Source organism: Bradyrhizobium sp. sGM-13 (genome assembly GCF_018398875.1).
Lineage (GTDB): Bacteria > Pseudomonadota > Alphaproteobacteria > Rhizobiales > Xanthobacteraceae > Bradyrhizobium.
Map to the genome: position 1 here is coordinate 41591 of NZ_JAGWDK010000031.1, position 23950 is coordinate 65540.

The window sequence follows — 23950 nt, forward strand, 5'->3', positions numbered from 1 at the left end:
TTGCTGCGACTCTGGCGGGCCACGATCAACACGCGTAACGGCCTCGCTTTTGCGATCCGCTCGGAGCAGGCCGTCCGCGAGGAACTGTTCGCATTGGTGCTGTCGGTACCGCTGGCCTGGCTGATCGGCACGACCACGATGCGTCGCGTGGAACTGGTTGCGGCCGTCGCCTTTGTCCTGGTGGTCGAACTGCTCAACACCGCGATCGAAAAGCTCGCCGACCGCCTGACAACCGATCACGACCTGAAGATCGGCCAGGTCAAGGATATGGGATCGGCGGCGGTCGGCGTGGCGCTGTTGATGGCCGGCCTGTTCTGGCTGTTCGCCCTCGCGGAACGCATGGGCGCCATTTAGATATGCGGTTCTGATTTGCATCAGAACCGCATATCTAAGTTTTTGTTTTGACGCGTTTTCTTCACGCGAACCGGTATCCACTTCGCTCGATAAGGCATCAAAGCGAGCAATTGCAGTTTGCTCTTGTGCAAGGCACCATCGCTCCCATGACCGACACCTTTACGATCACGCTGGCGCAGTTGAACCCGACGGTCGGCGACGTGCCAGGCAACGCCGCCAAGGCCCGCGCGGCGCGCGACAAGGCCGCGGCCGATGGCGCCGACCTCCTGCTGCTGCCCGAATTGTTCATCTGCGGCTATCCGCCGGAAGACCTGGTACTGAAGCCAGCCTTTCAGGCCGCCTGCCGCGCCGCAGTCGAAGAGCTGGCGCGCGAGACGGCGGGCGGGGGGCCCGCCGTTCTAATCGGCACGCCATGGGTCGAGGACGGCAAGCTTTATAACGCCTGCGCGCTGCTCGATCAGGGCCGCATCGCCGCGTTGCGCTTCAAGGCGAACCTGCCGAACTACGGCGTGTTCGATGAAAAGCGCTTGTTCGCGCGCGGTCCGGCCGCCGGGCCGGTGACGGTCCGCGGTATCCGCGTCGGCGTCCCCATCTGCGAGGACATCTGGCTCGAAGAGTCCGAGGAATACGAGAACGTCGTCGAGTGCCTCGCCGAGACCGGCGCGGAAATTCTCGTGGTGCCGAACGGCTCGCCCTACGCGCGCGACAAGAACGACCTCCGGCTGTCGATTGCGGTCGCCCGCGTCACCGAGAGCGGGCTGCCGCTGGTCTATCTCAACCAGATCGGCGGGCAGGACGAACTGGTATTCGATGGCGCGTCGTTCGCGCTTAACGCCGATCTGTCGGTGGCCGCGCAATTGCCCGCGTTCGAAGAAGGCATCGTCACGCTGCGCTGGACCAAGGGCACCGAGGGCTGGCGCTGCTCGGGCCCCGTAGAGCCCCTGCTCGAGGGCGACAAGGGCGATTACGCCGCCTGCGTGCTGGGCCTGCGCGACTACGTCCGCAAGAACGGCTTTCCGGGCGTCTTGCTCGGCATCTCCGGCGGCATCGATTCCGCGCTGTGCGCGGCCATTGCCGTTGATGCGCTCGGCGCCGATCAGGTCCGCGGCGTGATGCTGCCGTTCCGCTTCACCGCGCAGGTGTCGGTGGACGACGCTGCCAAGCTCGCGAAGGCGCTCGGCATCCGCTACGAGGTGCTGCCGATTGCCGATGCGGTGAACGGCTTCGAGAAAATCCTCTCTGGACCATTTGCCGGCCTGCCGCGCGATATCACCGAAGAGAATTTGCAGGCGCGCACCCGCGGCACGCTCTTGATGGCGATTTCCAACAAGACCGGCGCGATGGTCGTGACGACAGGCAACAAGTCGGAAATGTCGGTCGGTTACGCCACGCTCTATGGCGACATGAACGGCGGCTTCAATCCGATCAAGGACATCTACAAGACCGAAGTGTTTCGGCTATCGAGCCTGCGCAACGAGTGGAAGCCGGACGGTGCGCTCGGGCCGTCGGGCGAGGTGATCCCGGTCAACATCATCACCCGGCCGCCGACGGCGGAGCTGCGCGAGAACCAGACCGACCAGGATTCACTGCCGCCCTACGAGATGCTGGACGGCATACTGGAGCGTCTGGTCGAGCGCGAGGAGCCGCTGGCCACGATCATCGCGGCCGGTTTCCCGGCTGAAATGGTGACGCGGATCGATCGCCTGCTCAACATCGCCGAATACAAGCGGCGGCAGGCTGCGCCCGGCGTCAAGGTGACGGAAAAGAACTTTGGCCGCGACCGCCGCTATCCCATCACCAACCGCTTCCGCGACAACGGCAAGGCGCTGCCCGTGCCCGACGAAAAGCTGGTCGCCCGCGCCGGCCGCGCCTCGGCGGATGCATTCGAAGGGTAGGGCGTTTGGCGCCTACTGCTTCGGCGGGATGAAGGTCGGGCCGACGGTGCGGATCGGCTTGTCCTTGTCGTTGGTCGCGGCCGCCGTATCAGCCGGAGCCGTCGCCGGTGCAGGCGCGGCGGCGGTGGTGCCTGCGGGCGCGGCGCCCTTCTTGGGCGGCGGCGCGCCTTTCGACTGCCCGCGCTGCTGCATCCGCCTCGCACTTTCCTCGGTGACGATGATGTCGCCCTGCTGTTCGACCGCCGCCCTGTCGTCGACGGACTTCAGCGCTTCGGACCAGGTCTGGCCCGCAGGCTTGCAGGAGCAGGATGCGTTGAACTCGGTGCGGAATTTGAACGCGTTGGGCAGCGATGAATATGGCTGGCCGTTGATCGAGACCGCCTGGTTGATGTCTTCGCCGGGATTGCGATAGGCGAACAGGTTCGCCTCCGCCGCCGGGCACAGCGCCTTGCAGGTCCTCTCATCGTCCTGGAAGCGGGCCTGCACGGTGGCAAACGAGACCGGGAAATAGGCGCCGTCGCAGGTGCGGACGCAGACGGTGCGGTAGGTGCCGGATGGCGCGCCGAGATCGGCGCTCGGCGGCGGCAGCGTGTTGTTGTTGTTACCGAACAGGCTGTCGATGAAGTTGCCAGGGCCGCGCGCGGCAGCGGAATATTGCGGGCCGCAATTGTTCTGCGCGAGCGCCGCCAGCACCGAGCGGCGCTGGTTTTCGCGGTCAGCGCCGCCGATGCCGCCGCTGCGCAGCCGCTCCAGGCTGGTGGTGATCTGGTCGAGGTTGGCGCGCATCTGCTGAATCTGGTTGTTCACCGGGCCGCACTGGGCGGAACGACCGTTGAACAGCGAGAAGAAGCCCGAGCTGTCGCAGCCCATGCGCTTGGCTTGTAGCGTGACCCGGTCGAGCTCGGCCTGCTGCTTGGCCTCGGCGTCCTGATAGCGGCGGATCTGCTCATCCTTGGCGGGGTCGCCGGTGCCGGCGCCGCGGTCGATCGTCGCCAATTGTCCTTCGAGCCGGATGCAGATCGGATTGGCCTGCGCGCCCTGCTGGGGCGGGGCGTCCTGGTTCATCTGCGCCATGGCGTCTTCGTTCGTCTGCGCCAGAGCGGGTGCGCCCGGTGCGGCGATGCCGAGCAGGATGGCGCAGGTCAAAATTCGAAGGGAGAGGGAAGAGTTGCGAATTTCCAGCATATCCGGCCATTGAGAGCTGATCCGCGCGGCTCAAAAAGCCTGGTGACGCGGCCAAGGCGGCGTTCTGCGGCCAAGGCCGCATCCAATAGCTGCTTCTCGGGGCAGCGTCACGTCGTTTCCGGGGCGCGGGTGTGGCAAACCGGCCCTTGAAATTACGGGATTAGATCTCTTTAGCGCTGGCAGGTAATGGCGACGTATTCGCCGCACGCCGGGCCTGAGCAGTGGTCGCCACCGCCGATCGGAACCGCGTTGGTGATTTCGTCGGGCACGACGCGACGATAGGCGGTCGCCTGCGCAAATTCCCGTGACTGACAATAGGAGCGGGCGGCATGGGCGCCACATTTGTCGCCTCTGGCGAGGCACTCGTCCACGCCGTAACCGTCGGCCTGGTTGGCCACGATGAAGACGCGGCTGTCGGCGGCGGCGGCCGAGGCGGCGAGCAGGAAGGCACAGGCAATGAGTGCGGAGGAAAGTCGCATGGATGCACCGGCGGCGGGAAGAGACCGCCCTCAGAAATAGGCCCAAAACGTTAACAATGATTAACCATGAGGGCCGAGGGCGGCTGCGAATGGCGGGGTTCGGCGGCCTGATCGCCCCCAAATCGGGCACAAGCAAGGCCTTGACGGCGTGCCTGCGATACCGCAATGGTGGAACCATGAACGGTCTCCTCGCCATCTGCGCCATTTGCCGCGAGATTATTAGCTAGCGATTCGCTGGCTGAGGCCGTCTTTTCTCAAAATGAGATCACTGGACGCCCGGCCGCAAGGGATGGGTTTTCCATGGAACTGCGTCTGTACGATACCTTGACGAAGGAGAAGCGGCCGTTCGTGCCGCTCGATGCCGATAACGTCCGCATGTATGCCTGCGGACCGACGGTCTATGACTTCGCCCATATCGGTAATGGCCGCGCGGCGATCGTGTTCGACGTGCTGTTTCGCGTGCTGCGCCATCGCTTCGGCGCCGATCATGTGACCTATGTCCGCAACGTCACCGACGTCGACGACAAGATCAACGTCCGCGCTGCGCGCGACTATCCCGGCGTGCCGCTGAACGAGGCGATCCGCAAGGTCACCGAAGAGACCTATCAACAATACCAGGACGACGTCACCGCGCTCGGCTGCTTGGCCCCGACGGTGCAGCCGCGCGCGACCGAGCACATCCCGGAGATGCGGGCGATCATCGAGAAGCTGGTCGCCGGCGGCTTTGCTTATGTTGCCGAAGACCACGTGCTGTTCTCCCCGCAGGCGATGAACGAAGCCAACTCCGTGATGCCGCGCTACGGCGCGCTGTCGAAACGCTCGCTCGACGAGATGATCGCCGGCGCCCGCGTCGATGTTGCCCCCTATAAGCGTGACAACACCGACTTCGTGCTGTGGAAGCCGTCGAAGCCCGGCGAGCCGTCCTGGCCGTCGCCATCAGGTATCAAGGTGGAAGGCCGCCCCGGCTGGCACATCGAATGCTCGGCGATGGCCTGGAAGCATCTCGGCGAGAAGTTCGATATTCATGGCGGCGGCATCGATCTGGTGTTTCCGCACCATGAGAACGAGCTCGCGCAGACCTGCTGCGCGTTCCATTCCGATCGCATGGCGAATGTCTGGATGCATAACGGCTTCCTGCAGATCGAGAGCGAGAAGATGTCGAAGTCGCTCGGCAACTTCTTCACGATCCGCGAGATGCTGGCCGACTGGCCGGGCGAGGTGCTGCGTTTGAGCATGCTCAAGACGCATTATCGTTCACCGCTCGACTGGACCCTGAAGGGTGCGGAAGAGAGCGCGAAGACGCTCGGCGATTGGTATGCGATCGCAGCCGACGCCGTCGCCAGCGAGCCGTCGCCGGCCATGATCGAGGCGCTCCATGACGACCTCAACACGGCGCTGGCAATGGCTGTCCTGCACAGCCTGCGCAACGCGGCGGCGTCCGGCGGCGCGCGGGAACGCGGCGAGTTTGCGGCCTCGCTCCGCCTGCTCGGCTTCCTCTCGATGAGCGCTGCGGAGTGGAAGGGGCGGAAGCAGCAGGCGAGCGGCATCGATCCGCAACAGGTCGACCGCCTGATTGCGGATCGCGCGGCGGCGCGCGCGCGTAAGGATTTCAAGGAATCCGACCGTATCCGCGATGAGCTCGCCGCGATGGGCGTTGCCATCAAAGACGGCAAGGATGCCGATGGTAAGCCCGTGACCACCTGGGAGATCGCGTGATGGACAAGCCCGATACCCCGTTTCCAAAACACTGGCGGTATTACATCTTCATCAAGTGGGCGCTGATCGTTGCTGCGGTCGTGCTGGCCCTGCGACTGTTCGGAGTGCTTTGACGCGATGGGACAGGCATTGCCAAAACCTGGCTTGCGACCGTTTCTGCCGGCGGATGTTCCGATGCTGGCGGCGATCTTCGTTGCCGCCATCGAGGGGCTGACCGGCGACGACTATAGCGAGGCGCAGCAGGAAGCCTGGGCTCAGGTGGCCGACGACGAAGCCGCGTTTGGCAAGAAGCTCGCCGGGCAGTTGACGCTGATCGCGACTATCCAGAACGCGCCGGTCGGCTTCGCCTCGCTGAGGGGCGCTGACCAAATCGATATGCTCTACGTGCATCCGAGCGTAGCCGGGCAGGGCGTGGCCTCAATGCTGGTCGATGCGCTGGAGAAGCTGGCGGGCGCGCGCGGCGCGAAAACCCTGACGGTCGATGCAAGCGATACGGCCGAGCCGTTGTTCAGAAAGCGCGGCTATACCGCCAAGCAGCGCAATACAGTCTCGCTCAACGGTGAATGGCTCGCCAACACCACGATGCAGAAGACGTTGGCCGGTAGCGCCGCGCCGGGAGCGCCGACATGAGCCGCGAACGCCTTTATCTGTTCGACACCACGCTGCGCGACGGCGCGCAGACCAACGGCGTCGATTTCACCCTGCATGACAAGCAGATCATCGCGCAGATGCTGGATGAACTCGGCATCGACTACGTTGAAGGCGGTTATCCCGGTGCCAATCCAACGGACACCGAATTCTTCGCCGAAAAGCCGAAGCTCGAATACGCGAAATTCACCGCGTTCGGCATGACGCGCCGTCCGGGCCGTTCGGCCTCGAACGATCCGGGGCTGGCGGCGCTGATCGAAGCCAAGGCCGATGCGATCTGCTTCGTCGCAAAGTCCTCGGCCTATCAGGTGCGGGTCGCGCTCGAGACCACCAACGAGGAAAACCTCGCCTCGATCTGCGACAGCGTCGCCACCGCCAAGGCTGCGGGGCGCGAGGTGATGGTCGACTGCGAGCACTTCTTCGACGGCTACAAGGAGAATGCCGATTTCGCGCTCGCCTGCGCCAAGGCCGCCTATGATTCCGGCGCGCGCTGGGTGGTGCTGTGCGATACCAATGGCGGCACGATGCCGCACGAGATCGAGACCATCGTCGGCGCTGTCACAAAGCACATCCCGGGCAGCCATGTCGGCATCCACGCCCATAACGACACCGAGCAGGCGGTGGCCAATTCGCTGGCCGCGGTGCGCGCGGGTGCGCGACAGATTCAGGGCACGCTGAACGGGCTCGGCGAGCGCTGCGGCAATGCCAATCTCTGTTCGCTGATCCCGACGCTGCGGCTGAAGAGCGAATTCGCCGATGCGTTGGAAATCGGCGTCACGGACGAGAAGATGGCGACGCTGATGAAGGTGTCGCGGACGCTCGACGACATGCTCAACCGCGCGCCGAACCGCCATGCGCCTTACGTCGGCGAAAGCGCGTTTGTCACCAAGACCGGCATTCATGCCTCCGCCGTCCTGAAGGACCCGCAGACCTACGAACACGTCTCTCCTGAGTCCGTCGGCAATCACCGCAAGGTGCTGGTGTCCGATCAGGCCGGCCGCTCCAACGTGATGGCCGAACTCGACCGCGCCGGAATCCCTTACGAGAAAAGCGATCCAAAATTGGCGCGGCTGGTCGAGGAATTGAAGGAGCGGGAAGCGGCCGGCTTCGCCTATGAATCCGCCGACGCCTCGTTCGATCTGCTGGCGCGGCGCACGCTCGGCCGGGTACCGGAGTATTTCAAGGTCGAGCAGTTCGACGTCAATGTCGAGCAGCGCTACAACGCCAACGGCCAGCGCATCACGGTGGCGCTCGCCGTCGTGAAGGTCGACGTCGCCGGCGAGCGGCTGATCTCGGCGGCCGAAGGCAACGGCCCAGTGAATGCGCTCGACGTCGCCTTGCGCAAGGATCTCGGCAAGTACCAGAAGTACATTGAAGGCTTGAAGCTGATCGATTACCGCGTGCGTATCCTCAATGGCGGCACGGAAGCGGTGACGCGGGTGCTGATCGAGAGCGAGGACGAGAATGGTGAGAGCTGGACCACCATCGGCGTCTCGCCCAATATCATCGCCGCCTCGTTCCAGGCGCTGATGGATTCGGTAGTGTACAAGCTGGTGAAATCAGGCGCGCCTGCGTGAGGTGATATGGTCATTCCGGGGCGATGCGAAGCATCGAACTATGGTGCGCAATTGCGCACCTGAGGTCTGGTCCTTCGGACCATCCCGGAATGACGGGGAGAGAGCAGAGGCCATTTTATTATGATCGACCACATCTCCGTCGGCGTCAGCGACCTCGAACGTTCAGCACGTTTCTATGAAGCAACCCTCGCAGCCCTCGGCCTTTCGCGCCTCGTCACACGTCCCGCGACCATTGGCTTCGGCAAAACCTACCCGGAATTCTGGATCAACCTGCGCGCCGCGATGACGCCGGTGCCGCCCGAGAGCGGCACCCATATTTGCCTTCGCGCCAAAACGATCGGGGATGTCGATGCGTTTCACGCCGCTGCCCTCAATGCCGGCGGCCGTTCCGATGGCGCACCGGGCATGCGCCCGCACGATCGCGTGAAATATTACGCGGCGTTCGTCATCGATGCCGATGGCAACCGCATCGAGGCGGTGACGTTTCCGAGCGAGTGAAGCCGTGGTGGCCTAAAGCCTCCGCGCCACCTCCGGCGCCATCTGCTTGGCGCCCTCGGGCGACAGTGCGGCGGCGGCGCGCAGGCGCGGCACGATGTCCTCGACCCGTTCGGCCTTGAGGACATCAACGTCAAGCGACGGGCGGATGAACTCGGTGGCGCGCATATGCGCCAGCAGCGCGATCAGCGGTTCCCAGAAGCCGTCGATGTTGGCGAGCAGCACCGGCTTAGAATGGCGGCCGAGTTGCTGCCAGGTCATCTGCTCGACCAGTTCCTCCAGCGTGCCGATGCCACCGGGCAACGCCACGAAGGCGTCCGAGCGTTCGAACATCAGCCGTTTGCGTTCGTGCATGTCAGGCGTGACGATCATCTCCTGCACGCGCGACAGCGCGAGCTCGCGGGACTTCAGAAAATCCGGGATGATGCCGGTGACGCGGCCGCCGTGATCCAGCGTGGATTGGGCGATCGCGCCCATCAGGCCAACGGAGCCGCCGCCATAGACGAGCCGGATATTGTTCTCGGCAAAACTCTTTCCCAAAGCGTGGGCGGCTTCGACGAAGCGGGGGCTCGAGCCGGCGCCGGAGCCGCAATAGACACAGACAGTTTTGATTTGATCCATGGAGACCATGTGGCACTGCACCCAGGAAACCTCAAGTCTGATTGATTTCGCTGATGCAGCAGAAATAGGCCCGAAATCAAACCAAACGGGGGAAAGATTTATCTTTCAAGGCTGTACGGGAGAGTTAAACGCTTTATATGACGGGCCTATGCAGATCATCAGAAACCATCTGACGGCGGTCGGTGCGCCATCTTGCGTTGGGCGCGACAGCGATGGCTGATTCTGATTCGCACATCGATATCGCCCAACTGCCGGCCGACAACGCTCCCGAAAAGGCGACCCTGATCGGGACGCTGGTTCACCTGTGGCCCTATATCTGGCCCGGCGACCGCGCCGACCTGAAAATGCGCGTGGTCTGGTCGATGGTGCTGCTCTTGCTCGCGAAGCTCGCGACGCTGACGGTGCCGTTCACCTTCAAATGGGCGATCGATGCGCTCAACGGCATGGGCACGGCGCCGGTCGAGGCCTCGAACTGGATGCTGTGGCTGATCGCCTCGCCACTGCTGATGACCGCAAGCTACGGCGCGGTGCGGGTGCTGATGGCGGTGTTGACGCAGTTTCGCGACGGCATCTTCGCCCGCGTCGCGATGCATGCGGTGCGCAAACTCGCCTACATCACCTTCGTTCACATGCACGAATTGCCGCTGCGCTTTCATCTGGAGCGCAAGACCGGCGGCCTGACGCGCGTGCTGGAGCGCGGCCGCACCGGCATCGAGGTGATCGTGCGGATGGTGATCCTGCAACTGATCCCGACCATCGTCGAGGTCTCGCTCCTGATGGCGGTGCTGCTGTGGCAGTTCGACTGGCGCTATGTGCTGGTCACCGCGATCACGGTCGTGATCTACATGTATTACACCTACATCGCGACCGAATGGCGGATCGAAATTCGCCGCAAGATGAACGATTCCGACACCGAAGCGAACACCAAGGCGATCGACTCGCTACTCAACTACGAAACGGTGAAGTATTTCAGCGCCGAGTCGCGCGAGGCCGAACGCTACGACCGTTCGATGGAGCGCTACGAGCATAACAGCATCAAGACCTATACCTCGCTCGCGGTGCTCAACACCGGGCAGGCGGTCATCTTCACCATCGGCCTTACCGCGACCATGCTGATGTGCGCGCTGGGCGTGCGCAACGGCACCAACACGGTCGGCGACTTCGTCATGGTCAACGCCATGATGATCCAGCTCTACCAGCCCCTGAACTTCATGGGCATGGTCTATCGCGAGATCAAGCAGGCGATCATCGACATCGAGAAGATGTTCAACGTGCTGTCGCGCAATCCGGAGATCAAGGATGTCGAGGGCGCCGCGCCGCTCGTGGTCAGCGCCGGGAGCGTGCGCTTCGAGGACGTGCGCTTTGCCTATGATCCGGAGCGGCCGATCCTCAAAGGCCTCAGCTTCGAGGTCCCCGCCGGCAAGACGGTTGCGATCGTGGGCCCCTCCGGCGCCGGCAAGTCGACGATTTCGCGGTTGCTGTTCCGCCTCTACGACGTCTCCAGCGGCAAAATCCTGATCGACGGGCAGGACATCCGCGACGTGACGCAGGCGAGCCTGCGCGCCTCGATCGGCATGGTGCCGCAGGATACCGTGCTGTTCAACGACACCATCCGCTACAACATCCGCTACGGCCGCTGGGACGCCGGCGATACCGAGGTGGAAGAGGCGGCGCAACTGGCGCAGATCGACAGCTTCATTCGCAACTCGCCCAAGGGCTACGAAGCCCAGGTCGGCGAGCGCGGCCTGAAATTGTCGGGCGGCGAGAAGCAGCGCGTGGCGATCGCGCGCACGGTCTTGAAGGCGCCGCCGATCCTGGTGCTCGATGAGGCGACTTCCGCGCTCGACAGCCACACCGAGCATGAAATCCAGGAAGCGCTGGAGCGCGTCTCACGCGGCCGCACCTCGCTGGTGATTGCCCACCGGCTGTCGACGATCGTTGGCGCCGATGAAATTATCGTGCTGGATCAAGGGCGCATCGCCGAGCGCGGCACCCATGTCGGGCTTTTGGCAGCCGGCGGGCTTTATGCCAGCATGTGGAATAGGCAGCGCGAAGCCGAGGCGGCGCGGGAGAAGCTCGCGCAGATCGACGACGGCAACGAAGCGCCGAACCGCGCCCCGCCGCCGGTCGATGATCCGCTCAATGAGCCGGCCGTTGATCAGCCAAAATCCAAAGATCGCTTGGCAACCGCCGCGGAATAATCCAAATACGGCGCTACTTCCAAGGCAGCGAAGTCGGCCAGATAACAGCGAGCCTCAATGTCGATTGCGAACTCCATCCGCGCGCAGATCCCACCGATCCACTCGGAGGGCTATCCGTTCATCGGCGGCTTTGCGCTGGCCAGCCTGATCCTGTTCTGGCTCTGGACGCCGCTGGGATGGATCGGCACCATCCTGACCGTCTGGTGCGCGCTGTTCTTCCGCGATCCCGTCCGCGTGACGCCGGTGCGCGATGGCATCGTGGTATCGCCGGCCGACGGCCGCGTCTCGATGGTTGCTCAGGTGCTGCCGCCGGCCGAACTCGGCCTCGGCGATAGGCCCTTGCCGCGCATTTCGATCTTCATGAGCGTGTTCAACTGCCACGTGAACCGCAGCCCGGTGACCGGCCGGATTGACCGTATCGCCTACCGGCCCGGCACCTTCATCAATGCCGAGCTCGACAAGGCCAGCGAAGACAATGAGCGCAACTCGCTTGTCATCTCGACTACGAACGGCCGGATCGGCGTGGTCCAGATCGCCGGATTGGTAGCGCGGCGGATTGTCTCATTCGTGCGCGAAGGCCAATCGATCGGCGCCGGCGAGCGGTTCGGCCTGATCCGTTTCGGCTCGCGTCTCGACGTCTATCTGCCCGAAGGCACGCGATCGCTGGTTTCGGAAGGCCAGACGGCGATTGCCGGCGAGACGATCTTGGCCGATTTCGGTTCGACCGAGCAGGGCCGGACTTTTCGCGCCGATTAACCACTTTCGGCCGCCATAAATGGCTAGGCGGCTGCCAATGGCAAACCGGGCTGGCGCTTGCTATATATTGGCTGGCATGCTGATCCCGGACCCCAAATACCCAGAACTGCGCCGCCGCCGGTTTCGCCCGATCCCGGTGCGGATGCTGGTACCCAACGTCATCACCTTGCTCGCGATCTGCGCCGGGCTGACGGCGATCCGCCTGTCGATCGAAGGGCGGATGGAGCTCGCGGTCGCGGCGATCGTATTTGCGGCGGTGCTTGACGGGGTCGACGGGCGCGTGGCCCGCATGATCAAGGGCCAGTCGAAATTCGGCGCCGAGCTCGACAGCCTGGCCGATTTCGTCAATTTCGGCGTCGCCCCCGGCCTCATGCTGTATTTCTGGCAGCTCCAGGAGTTGAACAACGGCGGCTGGATCGCGGCGATGGTGTTTGCGATCGCGGGCGGCCTGCGGCTTGCGCGCTTCAACGCCAGCATCGACGATCCGAACAAGCCTGCCTTTGCGGCGAACTATTTCACCGGCGTGCCGGCACCGGCCGGCGCGATCCTTGCGATGCTGCCATTCTATCTGGCATTTCTCGGCGTCCCCAAGCCGCCGGCAATGCTGACCGCGGCCTATACGGTGCTGATCGCGTTCCTGATGGTGTCGCGGCTGCCGGTATTTTCCGGTAAGACGGTGAAGATGCGGGTGCCGCCGGAGATGGTGCTGCCGGTCTTCGTCTCTGTGGTGTTCTTCGTCGCGCTTCTGATTGGCTACCCCTGGCACATCCTGTCGATCGGTTCTGTGCTTTACCTCGTAAGCCTGCCCTGGGGCTGGAAATCCTATCGCGACCACGAGCGCAACGCCGCGCTTGCCGCACAGCCGGCTCCGACGGCTGAAACCGCGCCGTCATCTCCGGCGACATTCTCGCCGCCCCCCAGCGACACCGAGGAGGAACGGCCGGCGCGGCTGAACTGAGCGTCCTCGCCACTCTCCGATATGGCTGCCATGAGCCGCTGCCGAGTTGGGTTCTCCCCCAATCTCGGCTATAGGGCCTAGTGACATACGGCCTCAAAGAGCCGGGCCGAAAAATCAGGAGAGAACGCCGTGAACAAAGCCGTTACCGCCCCGCTGCCTGCTTCCGTTCTAGAGGCGCTGGCGCGCTACGACACTCCGACGATCTGCAATGCGATGGAGATCGTGGCGCCGGAGCGCCGCCTGATCGGCTACACCACAAAGCCGCTGGTCTGTCCGTTCCCCGACCTGCCGCCGATGGTCGGCTACGCCCGCACCGTGACGATCCGCTCGGTGCTCAAATCCACGCTTCCCGCCGACGAGCAGGCGAAGCGTCGCATCGCCTATTACGAATATGTCGGCACCGGCTTCGGCCCGCGCATCACCGTAATCCAGGATATCGACGGCGCTGATATCGGCTATGGCGCGTTCTGGGGCGAGGTGCAAAGCAACGTGCACAAGGCGCTCGGCTGTCTCGGCGTCATCACCGACGGCTCGATCCGCGACGTCCCGCAATGGGCGCCGGGCTTCCAGGCCTTGGCCGGTTCGATCGGACCGTCGCATGCCTGGGTCCATGCCGAACATTGGGGCGGCGAGGTGCGCGTCGCCGGTATGACGGTGCATTCGGACGATCTGATCCACGCCGACCAGCACGGCGCCATCGTGATCCCCGTCGACATCGCGGCAAAGATTCCGGAGGCCGCCGAACTCTGCGGCCGGCGCGAGACGCCGATCCTGGAGATCGCGCGCAGCCCGGACTTCACGCTGGAAAAACTGAAGGAGGCGCTGAAGCGCTCGGCGGAGATTCACTGACAAAGGGTTGGATCTAACAAGCGGGCGAGGGGGAGTGCCATAAGACGGTTCTGGGCGGCACTGTCATTATCGTTCCTTCTCGGTGTCGCAGCCGTGCAGGCACAAACCTATCCCTCGCGGCCGATCACGCTGATCGTACCGTTCCCGCCGGGCGGATCGACCGATACTGCCGCGCGGATCATGGGCGAGCGGATGCGGGCGACGCTCGGACAATCGATCGTGATCGAAAGTGTCGGCGGCGCCGGCGGTAGCATTGGCGTCGGTCGCGTCGCCCGTGCTGCGCCTGACGGCTATACCTTCGACATCGGCCAGTGGGATACCCATGTCGGCAGCATCATCTACAAGCTCGACTACGATCTCGAAAAGGATTTTGAGCCGATCGCGCTTGTCTCGAACAATCCGCAGCTCATGGTCGCCAAGAAAGACCTGCCGGCGAACACGCTGGCCGAACTCGTGGCGTGGATGAAGGAAAACCCCGGCAAGATCAATTTCGTCAACCAGAACGCGGCGGCGAACGTCACCGGCGTCTTATTCGAGAACCTGACCAAGCAGAAGGTGCAGTACATTCCCTATCGCGGCGCCGGACCTGCCATGACCGATCTAGTCTCGGGCACGGTCGATCTCTTGGTCGTGCAGGGCGCGGTGGCGCTGCCGCAAATCCGCGCCGGCAAGATCAAGGCGCTTGCCAACCTTTCGCCGACGCGCTCGGCCTCGATGCCGGATATTCCGACTGCGGACGAGAGCGGCGTGCCCGGTCTCTATATGTCCGGCTGGTTCGGCTTCTGGGCGCCGAAGGGCACGCCGAAAGAGATCATCGCCAGCTCAATGCGGCAACAACAGAGGCGTTGGCTGATCCCGCGATCCAGAAGCGCTTTACTGAACTCGGCCTCGACGTCGCGCCGCGCGCGCAGCAGACGCCGGCAGCATTGGCCGCCTTCCAGAAGGCCGAGATCGAAAAATGGTGGCCGATCATCAAGTCAGCCGGCATCGGCACCCAGGCGCAGTGAGCGCAAGTCGGCATGGTTAGCGAATCCTTGAGATTGCGCAGGCCGCCGCCCCGCATTTTTACGATCGCTGTTCGAGTTTAACCTTTACGGCTCTTTAATTGCGCGGTCGTAGGGTTCCTCTGCGCCAGCTCCGAATGGAGCGCGCGACCGGTCAGGATGGCCGGTAGTTCGCGTACGCGTTGGAGTTCAGAATGGATATCACCACGCTCGTTGGCCTGACAGCCGGTGCAATCGTACTGGCGACGCTGATCCTGATGGGTGGTGATTTCCGGATGTTCTACGACATCCACGCCGTCATCATCATCTTCGGTGGTTCGTTCGCCGCCACCATGATCCGCTTTCCGCTCAGCGCGATCCTGCACGGCATGCCGCTCGGCGCGAAATTCGCCTTCACCATGAGCCGACTCTCGGCGCGCGATCTGGTCGACGAATTGGCGCGCATTGCCGAAATTGCCCGCAAGCAGGGCCCGGTCGGACTGGAAAAGGTCGAGACCGACGAGCCGTTTCTCGCCAAGGGCATCCGCTATGTCGCCGACGGCTACGACCTCGAATTCATCCGCGACAACATGGAGCGTGATCGCGACAATTTTCTGATGCACCTGAACGAAGGTTCGAAGATCTATCGGGCGATCGGCGACTGCGCGCCGGCGTTCGGCATGATCGGCACGCTGCTCGGCATGGTGCAGATGTTCTCGAACATGTCGGACCCCTCGAAGCTCGGCCCGTTCATGGCGGTGGCCTTGCTGGCAACGCTTTACGGTGCGGTCGTTGCGAACCTGATCTGCCTGCCGATCGCCGACAAGCTGCATGGCAAGCTGATCGACGAGGAAACCAACCGCACGCTGATCATCGACGGCATCCTGATGATCCGCGATTCCAAGAGCCCGGCGCTGGTTCGTGAAATGCTGTTGGCCTATCTGCCCGAAAAGCACCGCCACGAGGAAGGCGAACTGGTTCCGGCCTGATCGGCTGATAGCATCAAGGCGCGGACGTAAAGCATGGCCAAGAAAAAACGCGAAGAGGCGCATGGCGGTCACGGCTGGTTCGTGACGTTCGCCGACCTGATGGCATTGCTGCTGTCATTCTTCGTGATGTTGGTTGCGTTCTCCAGCCAGGACCAGCAAAAGCTCAAGATCGTCGCCGGCTCGATGCGCGAGGCGTTTGGCGTGCAGACCGAGTCCCGGCATTCGGGAATCGTCGAATCCGACGGCCTGCCGACGCGGCCGAAGCTGAAGAATGTAGAGCATATTCCGCCCGAGGATGCCTCCAATACCCCGACGCCCGATGACAAGGACCGTCAGCGCGAAAACGGCGCCCGCTTGAAAGTCGATCGGGAGTTCGCGCTCGCCGCGGCATCGTTGCGCCAGGCGCTGCAGGACATGCCGGAACTGACCGAAATGTCCAAGAACATCATGTTCGAGGAAACCAAAGAGGGGCTCAATCTGGAAATCGTCGACCAGGATAGCCGCTCGATGTTCGCCGACGGCTCCAAGGTCCCGTACGAGCGGACCCGCCGGCTGATCCAGAAACTGGCGGTACCGCTGAAGGCGACACCGCTGCGGCTCAACATTGTCGGCCACACCTCTGCCGGCTTCCTGCCGTCACGCGGCGAATATGGCGCCTTCGATCTGTCGGCGGACCGCGCCAACGCCGTCCGCCAGATCCTCGAACGCGAAGGGCTGCCCGCATCCCACATCTACGCGGTCAGCGGCAAGGCCGACAGCCAGCCATTGTTTCCCGACGATCCGACACTGCCGGCAAACCGTCGCGTTACCATCACGTTGATGCGCGAAAATCCGCCGCTTCCGCCTAACCTGAAGCCGTAGCACCGTGCGACTACCATAATACCAGCGCGGCGCTGTGGCTGCTTTGCGCCAGTCGGGCATCGCGGGTGGTGCTATGATCGAGCGATGATTGACAGGCCGCGCGGAAGCGTCGATAGCCGCCCGGATCAATTCAACGACGAGAACGTTCCCCCTTCCATCATGGCTGTCAGCGTCACATCTACCGAAGCCCATGAGGGGCAGGTTACCTCAGGTTTTTGGGCCCTGACGCTGGGCAGTATCGGCGTGGTGTTCGGCGATATCGGCACTTCGCCGCTGTATGCGTTCCGCGAGGCTGCCACCCACGCGGCCGAAGGCCAGCCGGTATCACGCATCATTGTACTCGGCGTGCTCTCGCTGATCCTGTGGTCGCTGTTCATCGTAGTTACAGCCAAATATGTGCTGCTGCTGTTGCGTGCCGACAACAACGGCGAGGGCGGCACGCTTTCCCTGATGGCGCTTGGGCAACGGGCAATGGGCCGTCGAAGCTGGCCGTTACTGGCGCTCGGCGTGGTCGGCGCCTCGATGTTTATTGGCGATTCCATGATCACGCCGGCGATCTCGGTTTTGTCGGCGGTCGAAGGTCTCAAGCTGGTCACGCCCGCGTTCGAACACTACGTGGTGCCGCTGACGATCTTCATTCTCGTCGTCCTGTTCTCGGTGCAGAGCAGCGGCACCGCGCGCGTCGCCTCCGCCTTCGGACCGGTGATGGTGGTCTGGTTTGCGACGCTGACGATATTGGGCCTCATCCATATCAGCGACGATCCCACGGTGCTCTACGCGATCAATCCCTGGTATGCGATCCAGTTCATGCTGTCCCATGGCGTTATCGGCCTGGTGACGATGGGTCTGGTGTTTCTGGCGGTGACCGGCGGCGAGGCGCTTTACGCCGACCTCGGGCATTTCGGGCGCAAGCCGATTCAGACCGGCTGGTTCTATTTCGTGCTGCCGGCGCTCCTGATCAATTATTTCGGGCAGGGCGCGCTGGTGTTATCCGATCCATCGGCGGTTACGAGCTCGTTCTACCGAATGGTGCCGGAGATCCTGGTGTTGCCGCTCGTGGTGTTGGCGACGGCGGCGACGGTGATCGCGAGCCAGGCGGTGATAACAGGCGCGTTTTCGTTGATCCGCCAGGCGGTACAACTCGGTCTCTTGCCGCGGTTCGAGGTGCGATACACCTCCGAAACCCATGCCGGCCAGATCTACCTGCCGCGGGTCAACCGGATGCTGCTGATCGGGGTGGTCCTGCTGGTGCTGCTGTTCCGCACCTCCAGCGGTCTTGCCTCGGCCTATGGCATTGCAGTTTCCACGACCATGGTGGTCGACGGCATCATGGGCTTTGTCGTGATCTGGAAGTTGTGGAACTGGCGGGCCGCGACCGCGGCGGCCGTGATCCTGCCCCTGGTCGTCGTCGACATGAGCTTCTTTGCCGCAAACCTCCTGAAGCTGTTGGAAGGCGCCTGGGTGCCGCTGCTGTTCGGCGTTGCGGTCGCGGTGATGATCTGGACTTGGCGCCGCGGCGCCGCGATCCTGACTGCCAAGACGCGGCGCATCGAGGTGCCCTTGATGGACCTGATCAAGAGCCTGGAAAAGCGCCCACCGCACATCGTCAAGGGCACGGCGGTGTTTCTGACCTCGGATCCGAGCTTCGTGCCGACCGCGCTGATGCACAACCTCAAGCACAACAAGGTCCTGCACGAGCACAACGTGATCCTGACCATTGAAACCGCACAAACGCCGCGGGTCGACGTTTCAGAGCGCGTCAAGATGGAAACCATCAGCGAGAAGTTTTCTACCGTGCGGCTGCGGTTCGGCTTCATGGAATCCCCGAACGTGCCCAAGGCGCTGGTGATCGCGCGCAAGCTCGGCTGGCAGTTCGACATCATGGCGACTTCGTTCTTCGTGTCGCGGCGGTCGCTCAAGCCCTCGGCGCAGTCGGGCATGCCGCTCTGGCAGGATCATATGTTCATCGCGATGAGCCGGTCGGCGAACGACGCCACCGACTACTTCCAGATCCCGACCGGGCGGGTCGTAGAGGTGGGCACCCAAGTAACTATCTGATTTCAGATGGAAATTTGCTGCAGCATTTCTCGCCATCTATGCGGAAGGCGCATACCGGAGGCCCGGATTCCGGCTAACCCGTCCATTCGTCCCGGGAGTATAGGGCTGCGCTTCTGCACTTGTGCAGTGCGGTAAGGAACCGAGGCCCCCATCCCATGTCAGTCCAGTTTGTGATCCCCGCGGCGGAAACGCCCGCGGCCAACGGTCATGGCGAAGCGCATTCCACCGCCACCTTCAAGGCGCTGATGCTCGGCAGCATCGGCGTCGTCTATGGCGACATCGGCACCAGCCCCTTGTACGCGCTGCGCGAGGCGGTGGTCGCCGCCAGCGAGGCCTCGACCGCTGCCACGCCACAGGCCGTGCTCGGCGTGCTCTCGCTGATCCTGTGGGCATTGATCGTGGTGGTGACGCTGAAATACGTCGTCATCCTCTTGCGCGCCGACAACAATGGCGAGGGCGGAACGCTGGCGCTGATGGCGCTGGCGCAGCGCGCGGTCGGCAAGGGCGGGACGGCGATCGTGCTGCTCGGCATCATCTCCGGCGCGCTGTTCTACGGCGACGCGGTTCTTACGCCGGCGCTGTCGGTGTTGTCGGCGATCGAAGGCATCAAGCTCGTCACCGTCACCTTCGAGCATTATGTCGTGCCACTGACGGTGATCATTCTGGTGGCGCTGTTTGCCGTGCAATCCCGCGGCACCGCGCGCGTCGCCGCGTTCTTCGGACCGGTGATGTGCGTCTGGTTCGCCGTCATTGCGGTGGCAGCCGTGCCGCAGATCATGCGGCATCCCGAAGTGCTGCAGGCACTCAATCCGCTCTACGCCGTTTCCTTCATGCTCCATCACGGCATGATCGGTTTCATCACGCTCGGCGCGGTGTTTCTTGCCGTCACCGGCGCGGAAGCGCTCTATGCCGATCTCGGCCATTTCGGCAAGCGGCCGATCCAGACCGCCTGGCTCTTCATCGTGCTGCCGTCGCTGGCGATCAATTATCTGGGGCAGGGCGCGCTGTTGATCGCCGATCCCAAAGCGATCGAAAACCCGTTCTTCCTGATGTTCCCGGACTGGGCGCTGATCCCGATGGTGGCGCTTGCGACAGCGGCGACCGTGATCGCGAGCCAGGCCGTCATCACCGGCGCCTATTCGCTGACGCGCCAGGCGATCCAGCTAGGGCTGCTGCCGCGGTTCGAAATCCGCCACACCTCGGAAGCGCATTCCGGCCAGATCTACATCCCCAGCATCAACCTGCTGCTGTTGCTCGCGGTGATCCTGCTGGTGGTCCTGTTCCGCTCGTCGAGCGGGTTGGCCTCGGCTTACGGAATCTCCGTGACCGGCACCATGGTGGTGACGGCCATGATGGGCTTTGTCGTGATCTGGCGGGTCTGGAAATGGTCGCCGATCGCGGCCGCAGCCCTGATCGCCCCGTTCCTGTTTCTCGACGTCACCTTCCTTGCCGCCAATCTGTTGAAAGTGCTCGAGGGCGGCTGGGTGCCGCTCGCGCTCGGCGGCATCGTGATGCTCCTGATGTACACGTGGCGCCGCGGCAGCCGGCTGTTGTTCGAGAAATCGCGCAAGCTGGAATTCCCGCTGGCCGAACTGGTCGCGATGCTGGAGAAGCGTCCGCCGCAGCGCGTCCCCGGCACGGCCGTGTTCCTGACCTCCGACCCCGAATGCGCGCCGACCGCGCTGATGCACAGCCTGAAGCACTACAAGGTGCTGCATGAGAAGAACGTCATCCTCACCATTGAGACCGCGCCGACGCCGCGGATCGACGATGCCGAGCGGGTGCGGATGGAGCAGCTCAGCGAGACCTTCTCGAAGGTGACGCTGCGGTTCGGCTTCATGGAATCGCCCAACGTGCCGAAGACGCTGGCGATCGCCCGCAAGCTCGGCTGGCAGTTCGACATCATGTCGACGTCGTTCTTCCTGTCCCGCCGCGCGCTCAAGCCCGCCGCGCATTCCGGCATGCCGCGCTGGCAGGATTTGCTGTTCATCCGCCTCAGCCGCGCCGCCAACGACGCCACCGACTATTTCCAGATCCCGACCGGGCGCGTGGTGGAGGTGGGAACGCAGGTCACGATCTAGGGCGAGAATCCATAAGTTATAATCGTCGGCCGATGGGCGGCGTTGAAGCCATTTCGGATTCAAGCCGGACATGGCGCCGTGTTTGAAACGGGTCAGAAGACGATTTCACTCGGCGATCGGCTACTTCACCTCGTCACCCAGCAACGTATGTCGCTCAGGGCGCTCCCCAGGTCCGCTTTGGGGCCGAAACCGGAACTGGAGGATCTACTAGAGCCGCTTAAGCGTTTAACGCATCAGTGCTTGGCTAGAAAAGCGAGCACAGCCTCATCGTAAGCATCGGGGTTCTCGGAAGGCACCGTGTGTGAACTTCCGGCAATGACGATCCTCTGGTGGTTTGGCAAGCAGACCCCCAACTCGTCTACAATCCGATAAAAGAACTTGGGGCTTCGCTCGCCATTCGACAATAATACCGGGGCATTGATCGCCTTGGCCATGTTGCACGTGAAAACCGGCCTCGGGCGTTTCGTGGTGGCATCGGCTTGGTAAGACGCGACGTTGTCCAGATTCATCTTCTTGTCAGCATCGGAGCGGCGCTCATAAGCGCCCGGTCCACCAACGGCGTTTACGAATAGCGGTATGCCGGCTTTCGCGTCGCCAGCTTTGAGTGCCTGCCCTGCTGGCGCCAGACCATTGCCCCACGCTTTCAACATATCAGCGACGTCGGGAACGCCGGCCAAAATGCCCGTGGCCGGCGGCTCATTGAGTGCGAGGCTGACGACCATCTCTGGATACGAGGCAGCAAAAAACAGCGCGGCATGCGCGCCCGAGGAATGCGCAACCACCCGAACTTTCGATAAGCCTAGAGCCCGCACGAAAGCAGCAAGGTCTTCACCGTGCGCATCAGCAGCCCCATCCGGCATACCGTCCGGACTTACGTCGTTCGGATAATTGTTGCGACGGCTGTACGCTATTGCGCGATAACGACCAGCGAACTTTGGCAGATGTCCGGTCCACATTCGGTAGTCTTGAAGGCCACCGTGAACAAATATTACCGGCTCGCCTTGGCCGACTTCAACATAAGAAAACTCAGTGCCGTTGGCGGAAATGCGTCTGACTTCATCGGCCATAGCCGTGACGGTCAAGGCTGCGCTAATCATTAAAGCTCCTACCGTTGCCCGCGCAAAGTCGCGACGCGTCATGCCGGCCGTTCCGACATCTCGCGGTTGCTTTGGGCTGCAAGCTGGTCGAGACGCCGGAGAACGGGCGGTCCGCCAATGGCACATCATTCGGGCTGAAGACCGATCCGGTTGATCACTTTGTGCCATCGCTCGGTTTCCTCCTGGACAAAGCTGCTCGCCGCGGCGGGATCGGTGTCTGCGCTGCAACGTGGGTCGACGGCTTCAAATTCGATCACACTGGCATAGTGCGGCGCCGTGCTATAAAAAACCAATAGAAATAGCAGAACCTCCTATCGGAAAAAGGCATAGCAGTGGTCTCGGTCAATTTCATGAGCCGGCGCCTCAAACTAAGGGATTTGCACATGCTCGAGGCCGTATCGGCCGCTGGCAGCATGGCCCGCGCCGCGGAGCAACTGGCAATCTCTCAACCGACCATTTCGAAGGCGATCGCGGATCTCAAGCGTGATCTCGGCGTGGCATTGTTCGACCGCAGCTCGCGTGGCGCCGAGCTGACGCCGAGCGGGCATATTTTGCTGCGGCGCGGCCGCGCGATGTTTGATGAACTGCAACAGGGCTTGCAGGAGATCGAGAACCTTTCCGATCCGACCGTCGGCGAGGTCCGCATCGGTGCCGTCGATGCTTGGTCGGCGTATATTTCTATGGTCGTGGAGCGAACATCACGCCGTTATCCGAAGATTATCTACAAAGTCGTGTTAGGCGACAGCGACATGCTTTTCACGGCGCTACGTAACCGGACACTTGATGTGGGAATTTCGCGCGCCGTGCTTGCGCGATCCCAACCGGACCTCGACACGGAGGTCCTTTTTCACGATCGGATCACGGTGGTAACCTCGGCTGCACACCCGCTGGCCCGCCGGCGAAACGTAGCCCTTCGCGATTTGCTGGACGAACGCTGGGTAATCGGTCCCCCTGACTCATTCCTCTACCAACTAATGCTGAAGGCCTTTCAGGCCAAAGGGCTGCCCATGCCCAAAGCGATGGTAACGACCCTTTCGATCCAATTGCGACTGGACCTGCTGCAGAGCGGGCATTTCGTGACCGTCGATACCAGTGCCATGAAGGACCACCCCGGCCGGAGGGGTCGCATCAAGGCGTTGCCAGTCGACCTGGGGGATATCGCGGGACCGATGGCTGCGGTTACCCTGAAAGGCAGGCAGTCGTCCGGGGCCCTAAAACTGGTCCTGAATGAAGCAAGAGCAATCGGAAGATCGATTTCTGTAGGGAAATAAGCTACCCACAAAGATAGATACTTGCAGTTCAGCCGCCTGGCACACTACCCAACCCAAAAATCAACTTGTGCTTCGTTCCTTTTTGCTCACAACTATCGTCCATTAGTCGTCAGAATCCCAAACTCATCGGTCATGCAATGTAGGCGACGACAACATAGGCGACGCCGTCATGCGTGAATTCGGCAGCCTGCCGCATTCCAAGCTTAGCATGCGCCGAAAGCGACGCGACATTGTCGCGTCGGACAAACGCAATTCCTTCTCGACCCTTCAATCGCTTCCGTAATGCCTGGAACATCGCAGAAATCAATCCGCGGTTTCGTTCATCCTCGGCGATGCACACCGGACCATGATTGTAAGGATTGCTCGACCCCGAATAAGCTCGCAGCTTCGCCTGGATAATCGGCATGTTCGTTGCCGCTGATAGCGGACTTGAGACGAGATAGCCGACGATACGCCCCTCCCGCCGGGCGACGATGATCGGCATCTCGGAAAGCACGCGTTCGAACCAATCGCTGGAAAATTCGATAGAAAGTGCCCCACCATTGCTGCGCAAATTGAGGCCCTGAAGGGCTACGATCCCAGGAATATCATCAGTCGTGGCGAGAGCAATTTCGCAATTCGAGACGGTCATCACGGTGCCCTTCGGTGACTTACCGCCGACCGATATACCGCAACAAGCGCGGTTGCGAACAAACGTATTGATCAGTGAGCATATCAGCCCGCAAGTATCGAGCCAGGGGGCAGTCCAGTTTAGAATAAAAATCGACCTTTCGGGCGTATCGGCTTTGGATGGTCCGGCCGTGCTCCGGCCCTACCAGCACGAGAAGCTGGCAAGGGGCGCTCAAGACAAGGAGCACGCCATGTCTCAGAAAATCA

The 23950-nt window shown here is 62.6% G+C and carries 22 protein-coding genes; 17 read left to right on the top strand and 5 right to left on the bottom strand.

Annotation, left to right across the window (positions count from 1 at the left end; all coding sequences use genetic code 11):
* Together KJQ96_RS31435 and KJQ96_RS31440 are read left to right on the top strand one after the other, a co-directional pair.
* Complete coding sequence (locus tag KJQ96_RS31435) at positions 1 to 354, top strand: diacylglycerol kinase (protein ID WP_213290237.1); 354 nt, start codon at positions 1 to 3, stop codon at positions 352 to 354.
* Between the two features lie 146 nt (positions 355 to 500).
* Entirely contained in the window at positions 501 to 2249 is a 1749-nt protein-coding gene (locus KJQ96_RS31440; protein ID WP_213290238.1) for an NAD+ synthase, read from the top strand.
* Between the two features lie 12 nt (positions 2250 to 2261).
* Here KJQ96_RS31440 and KJQ96_RS31445 read toward each other — a convergent pair whose 3' ends face one another.
* Positions 2262 to 3434: a DUF2865 domain-containing protein gene (locus KJQ96_RS31445; protein WP_213290239.1), complete on the bottom strand. Its 1173-nt coding sequence runs from the start codon at positions 3432 to 3434 to the stop codon at positions 2262 to 2264.
* Positions 3435 to 3604: 170 nt separating this feature from the next.
* Positions 3605 to 3913 carry a hypothetical protein gene (locus KJQ96_RS31450; RefSeq protein WP_213290240.1) on the bottom strand — a complete coding sequence of 103 codons (309 nt, stop codon included), beginning with the start codon at positions 3911 to 3913 and terminating at the stop codon, positions 3605 to 3607.
* 300 nt (positions 3914 to 4213) lie between these two features.
* On the opposite strand from KJQ96_RS31450, the gene cysS reads away from it, so the two are divergent.
* The 4 genes from cysS to KJQ96_RS31470 all read left to right on the top strand — a co-directional run bounded on the left by cysS (position 4214) and on the right by KJQ96_RS31470 (position 8352).
* Complete coding sequence (cysS, locus tag KJQ96_RS31455; protein ID WP_213290241.1) at positions 4214 to 5629, top strand: cysteine--tRNA ligase; 1416 nt, start codon at positions 4214 to 4216, stop codon at positions 5627 to 5629.
* 117 nt (positions 5630 to 5746) lie between these two features.
* The gene (locus KJQ96_RS31460) at positions 5747 to 6259 is read left to right on the top strand and encodes a GNAT family N-acetyltransferase (RefSeq protein ID WP_213290242.1); all 513 of its coding nucleotides are present in this window, start codon (positions 5747 to 5749) and stop codon (positions 6257 to 6259) included.
* The gene (gene cimA / locus KJQ96_RS31465) at positions 6256 to 7854 is read left to right on the top strand and encodes a citramalate synthase (RefSeq protein WP_213290243.1); all 1599 of its coding nucleotides are present in this window, start codon (positions 6256 to 6258) and stop codon (positions 7852 to 7854) included. Before KJQ96_RS31460 ends, cimA begins: the two co-directional genes overlap by 4 nt.
* A gap of 120 nt (positions 7855 to 7974) precedes the next feature.
* The gene (locus KJQ96_RS31470) at positions 7975 to 8352 is read left to right on the top strand and encodes a VOC family protein (RefSeq protein ID WP_213290244.1); all 378 of its coding nucleotides are present in this window, start codon (positions 7975 to 7977) and stop codon (positions 8350 to 8352) included.
* A gap of 12 nt (positions 8353 to 8364) precedes the next feature.
* Here the strand turns inward: KJQ96_RS31470 and KJQ96_RS31475 are convergent, their stop codons facing one another.
* Positions 8365 to 8970, bottom strand: a complete 606-nt coding sequence (locus tag KJQ96_RS31475) for a TIGR00730 family Rossman fold protein (RefSeq protein ID WP_213290245.1) — start codon at positions 8968 to 8970, stop codon at positions 8365 to 8367.
* A gap of 212 nt (positions 8971 to 9182) precedes the next feature.
* Here KJQ96_RS31475 and KJQ96_RS31480 point away from each other — a divergent pair, with 212 nt between their 5' ends.
* From KJQ96_RS31480 to KJQ96_RS31520, 9 genes are all read left to right on the top strand, one after another.
* Positions 9183 to 11171: an ABC transporter ATP-binding protein/permease gene (locus KJQ96_RS31480; protein ID WP_213290246.1), complete on the top strand. Its 1989-nt coding sequence runs from the start codon at positions 9183 to 9185 to the stop codon at positions 11169 to 11171.
* 57 nt (positions 11172 to 11228) lie between these two features.
* Positions 11229 to 11927, top strand: a complete 699-nt coding sequence (locus KJQ96_RS31485; RefSeq protein WP_028349771.1) for a phosphatidylserine decarboxylase — start codon at positions 11229 to 11231, stop codon at positions 11925 to 11927.
* A 76-nt stretch (positions 11928 to 12003) separates the two neighbouring features.
* Positions 12004 to 12885, top strand: coding sequence for a phosphatidylcholine/phosphatidylserine synthase (locus KJQ96_RS31490; RefSeq protein ID WP_249734758.1), 882 nt, complete (start codon positions 12004 to 12006; stop codon positions 12883 to 12885).
* Positions 12886 to 13014: 129 nt separating this feature from the next.
* Positions 13015 to 13734 carry an RraA family protein gene (locus KJQ96_RS31495; protein WP_213290248.1) on the top strand — a complete coding sequence of 240 codons (720 nt, stop codon included), beginning with the start codon at positions 13015 to 13017 and terminating at the stop codon, positions 13732 to 13734.
* A gap of 93 nt (positions 13735 to 13827) precedes the next feature.
* Entirely contained in the window at positions 13828 to 14772 is a 945-nt protein-coding gene (locus KJQ96_RS31500; protein WP_309142497.1) for a tripartite tricarboxylate transporter substrate-binding protein, read from the top strand.
* 160 nt (positions 14773 to 14932) lie between these two features.
* A complete protein-coding gene (locus KJQ96_RS31505) occupies positions 14933 to 15706 on the top strand; it encodes a motility protein A (RefSeq protein ID WP_028349767.1) in 774 nt (257 codons plus the stop codon).
* A gap of 33 nt (positions 15707 to 15739) precedes the next feature.
* Positions 15740 to 16567 carry a flagellar motor protein MotB gene (locus KJQ96_RS31510; RefSeq protein WP_213290249.1) on the top strand — a complete coding sequence of 276 codons (828 nt, stop codon included), beginning with the start codon at positions 15740 to 15742 and terminating at the stop codon, positions 16565 to 16567.
* A gap of 159 nt (positions 16568 to 16726) precedes the next feature.
* Positions 16727 to 18625: a potassium transporter Kup gene (locus KJQ96_RS31515; RefSeq protein ID WP_213290258.1), complete on the top strand. Its 1899-nt coding sequence runs from the start codon at positions 16727 to 16729 to the stop codon at positions 18623 to 18625.
* Positions 18626 to 18780: 155 nt separating this feature from the next.
* Positions 18781 to 20706 (top strand): potassium transporter Kup, encoded by a 1926-nt coding sequence (locus tag KJQ96_RS31520; protein ID WP_213290250.1) that lies wholly within the window; start codon positions 18781 to 18783, stop codon positions 20704 to 20706.
* A gap of 233 nt (positions 20707 to 20939) precedes the next feature.
* Here the strand turns inward: KJQ96_RS31520 and KJQ96_RS31525 are convergent, their stop codons facing one another.
* Positions 20940 to 21845, bottom strand: coding sequence for an alpha/beta fold hydrolase (locus tag KJQ96_RS31525; RefSeq protein ID WP_213290251.1), 906 nt, complete (start codon positions 21843 to 21845; stop codon positions 20940 to 20942).
* A gap of 308 nt (positions 21846 to 22153) precedes the next feature.
* Here KJQ96_RS31525 and KJQ96_RS31530 point away from each other — a divergent pair, with 308 nt between their 5' ends.
* A complete protein-coding gene (locus tag KJQ96_RS31530; RefSeq protein ID WP_256441689.1) occupies positions 22154 to 23074 on the top strand; it encodes a LysR family transcriptional regulator in 921 nt (306 codons plus the stop codon).
* A gap of 130 nt (positions 23075 to 23204) precedes the next feature.
* On the opposite strand, the gene KJQ96_RS31535 is transcribed toward KJQ96_RS31530, so the two are convergent.
* The gene (locus tag KJQ96_RS31535; RefSeq protein ID WP_213290253.1) at positions 23205 to 23570 is read right to left on the bottom strand and encodes a GNAT family N-acetyltransferase; all 366 of its coding nucleotides are present in this window, start codon (positions 23568 to 23570) and stop codon (positions 23205 to 23207) included.
* Between the two features lie 100 nt (positions 23571 to 23670).
* On the opposite strand from KJQ96_RS31535, the gene KJQ96_RS31540 reads away from it, so the two are divergent.
* The coding region (locus tag KJQ96_RS31540; RefSeq protein WP_213290254.1) for a hypothetical protein at positions 23671 to 23950 on the top strand (280 nt) is incomplete at its 3' end.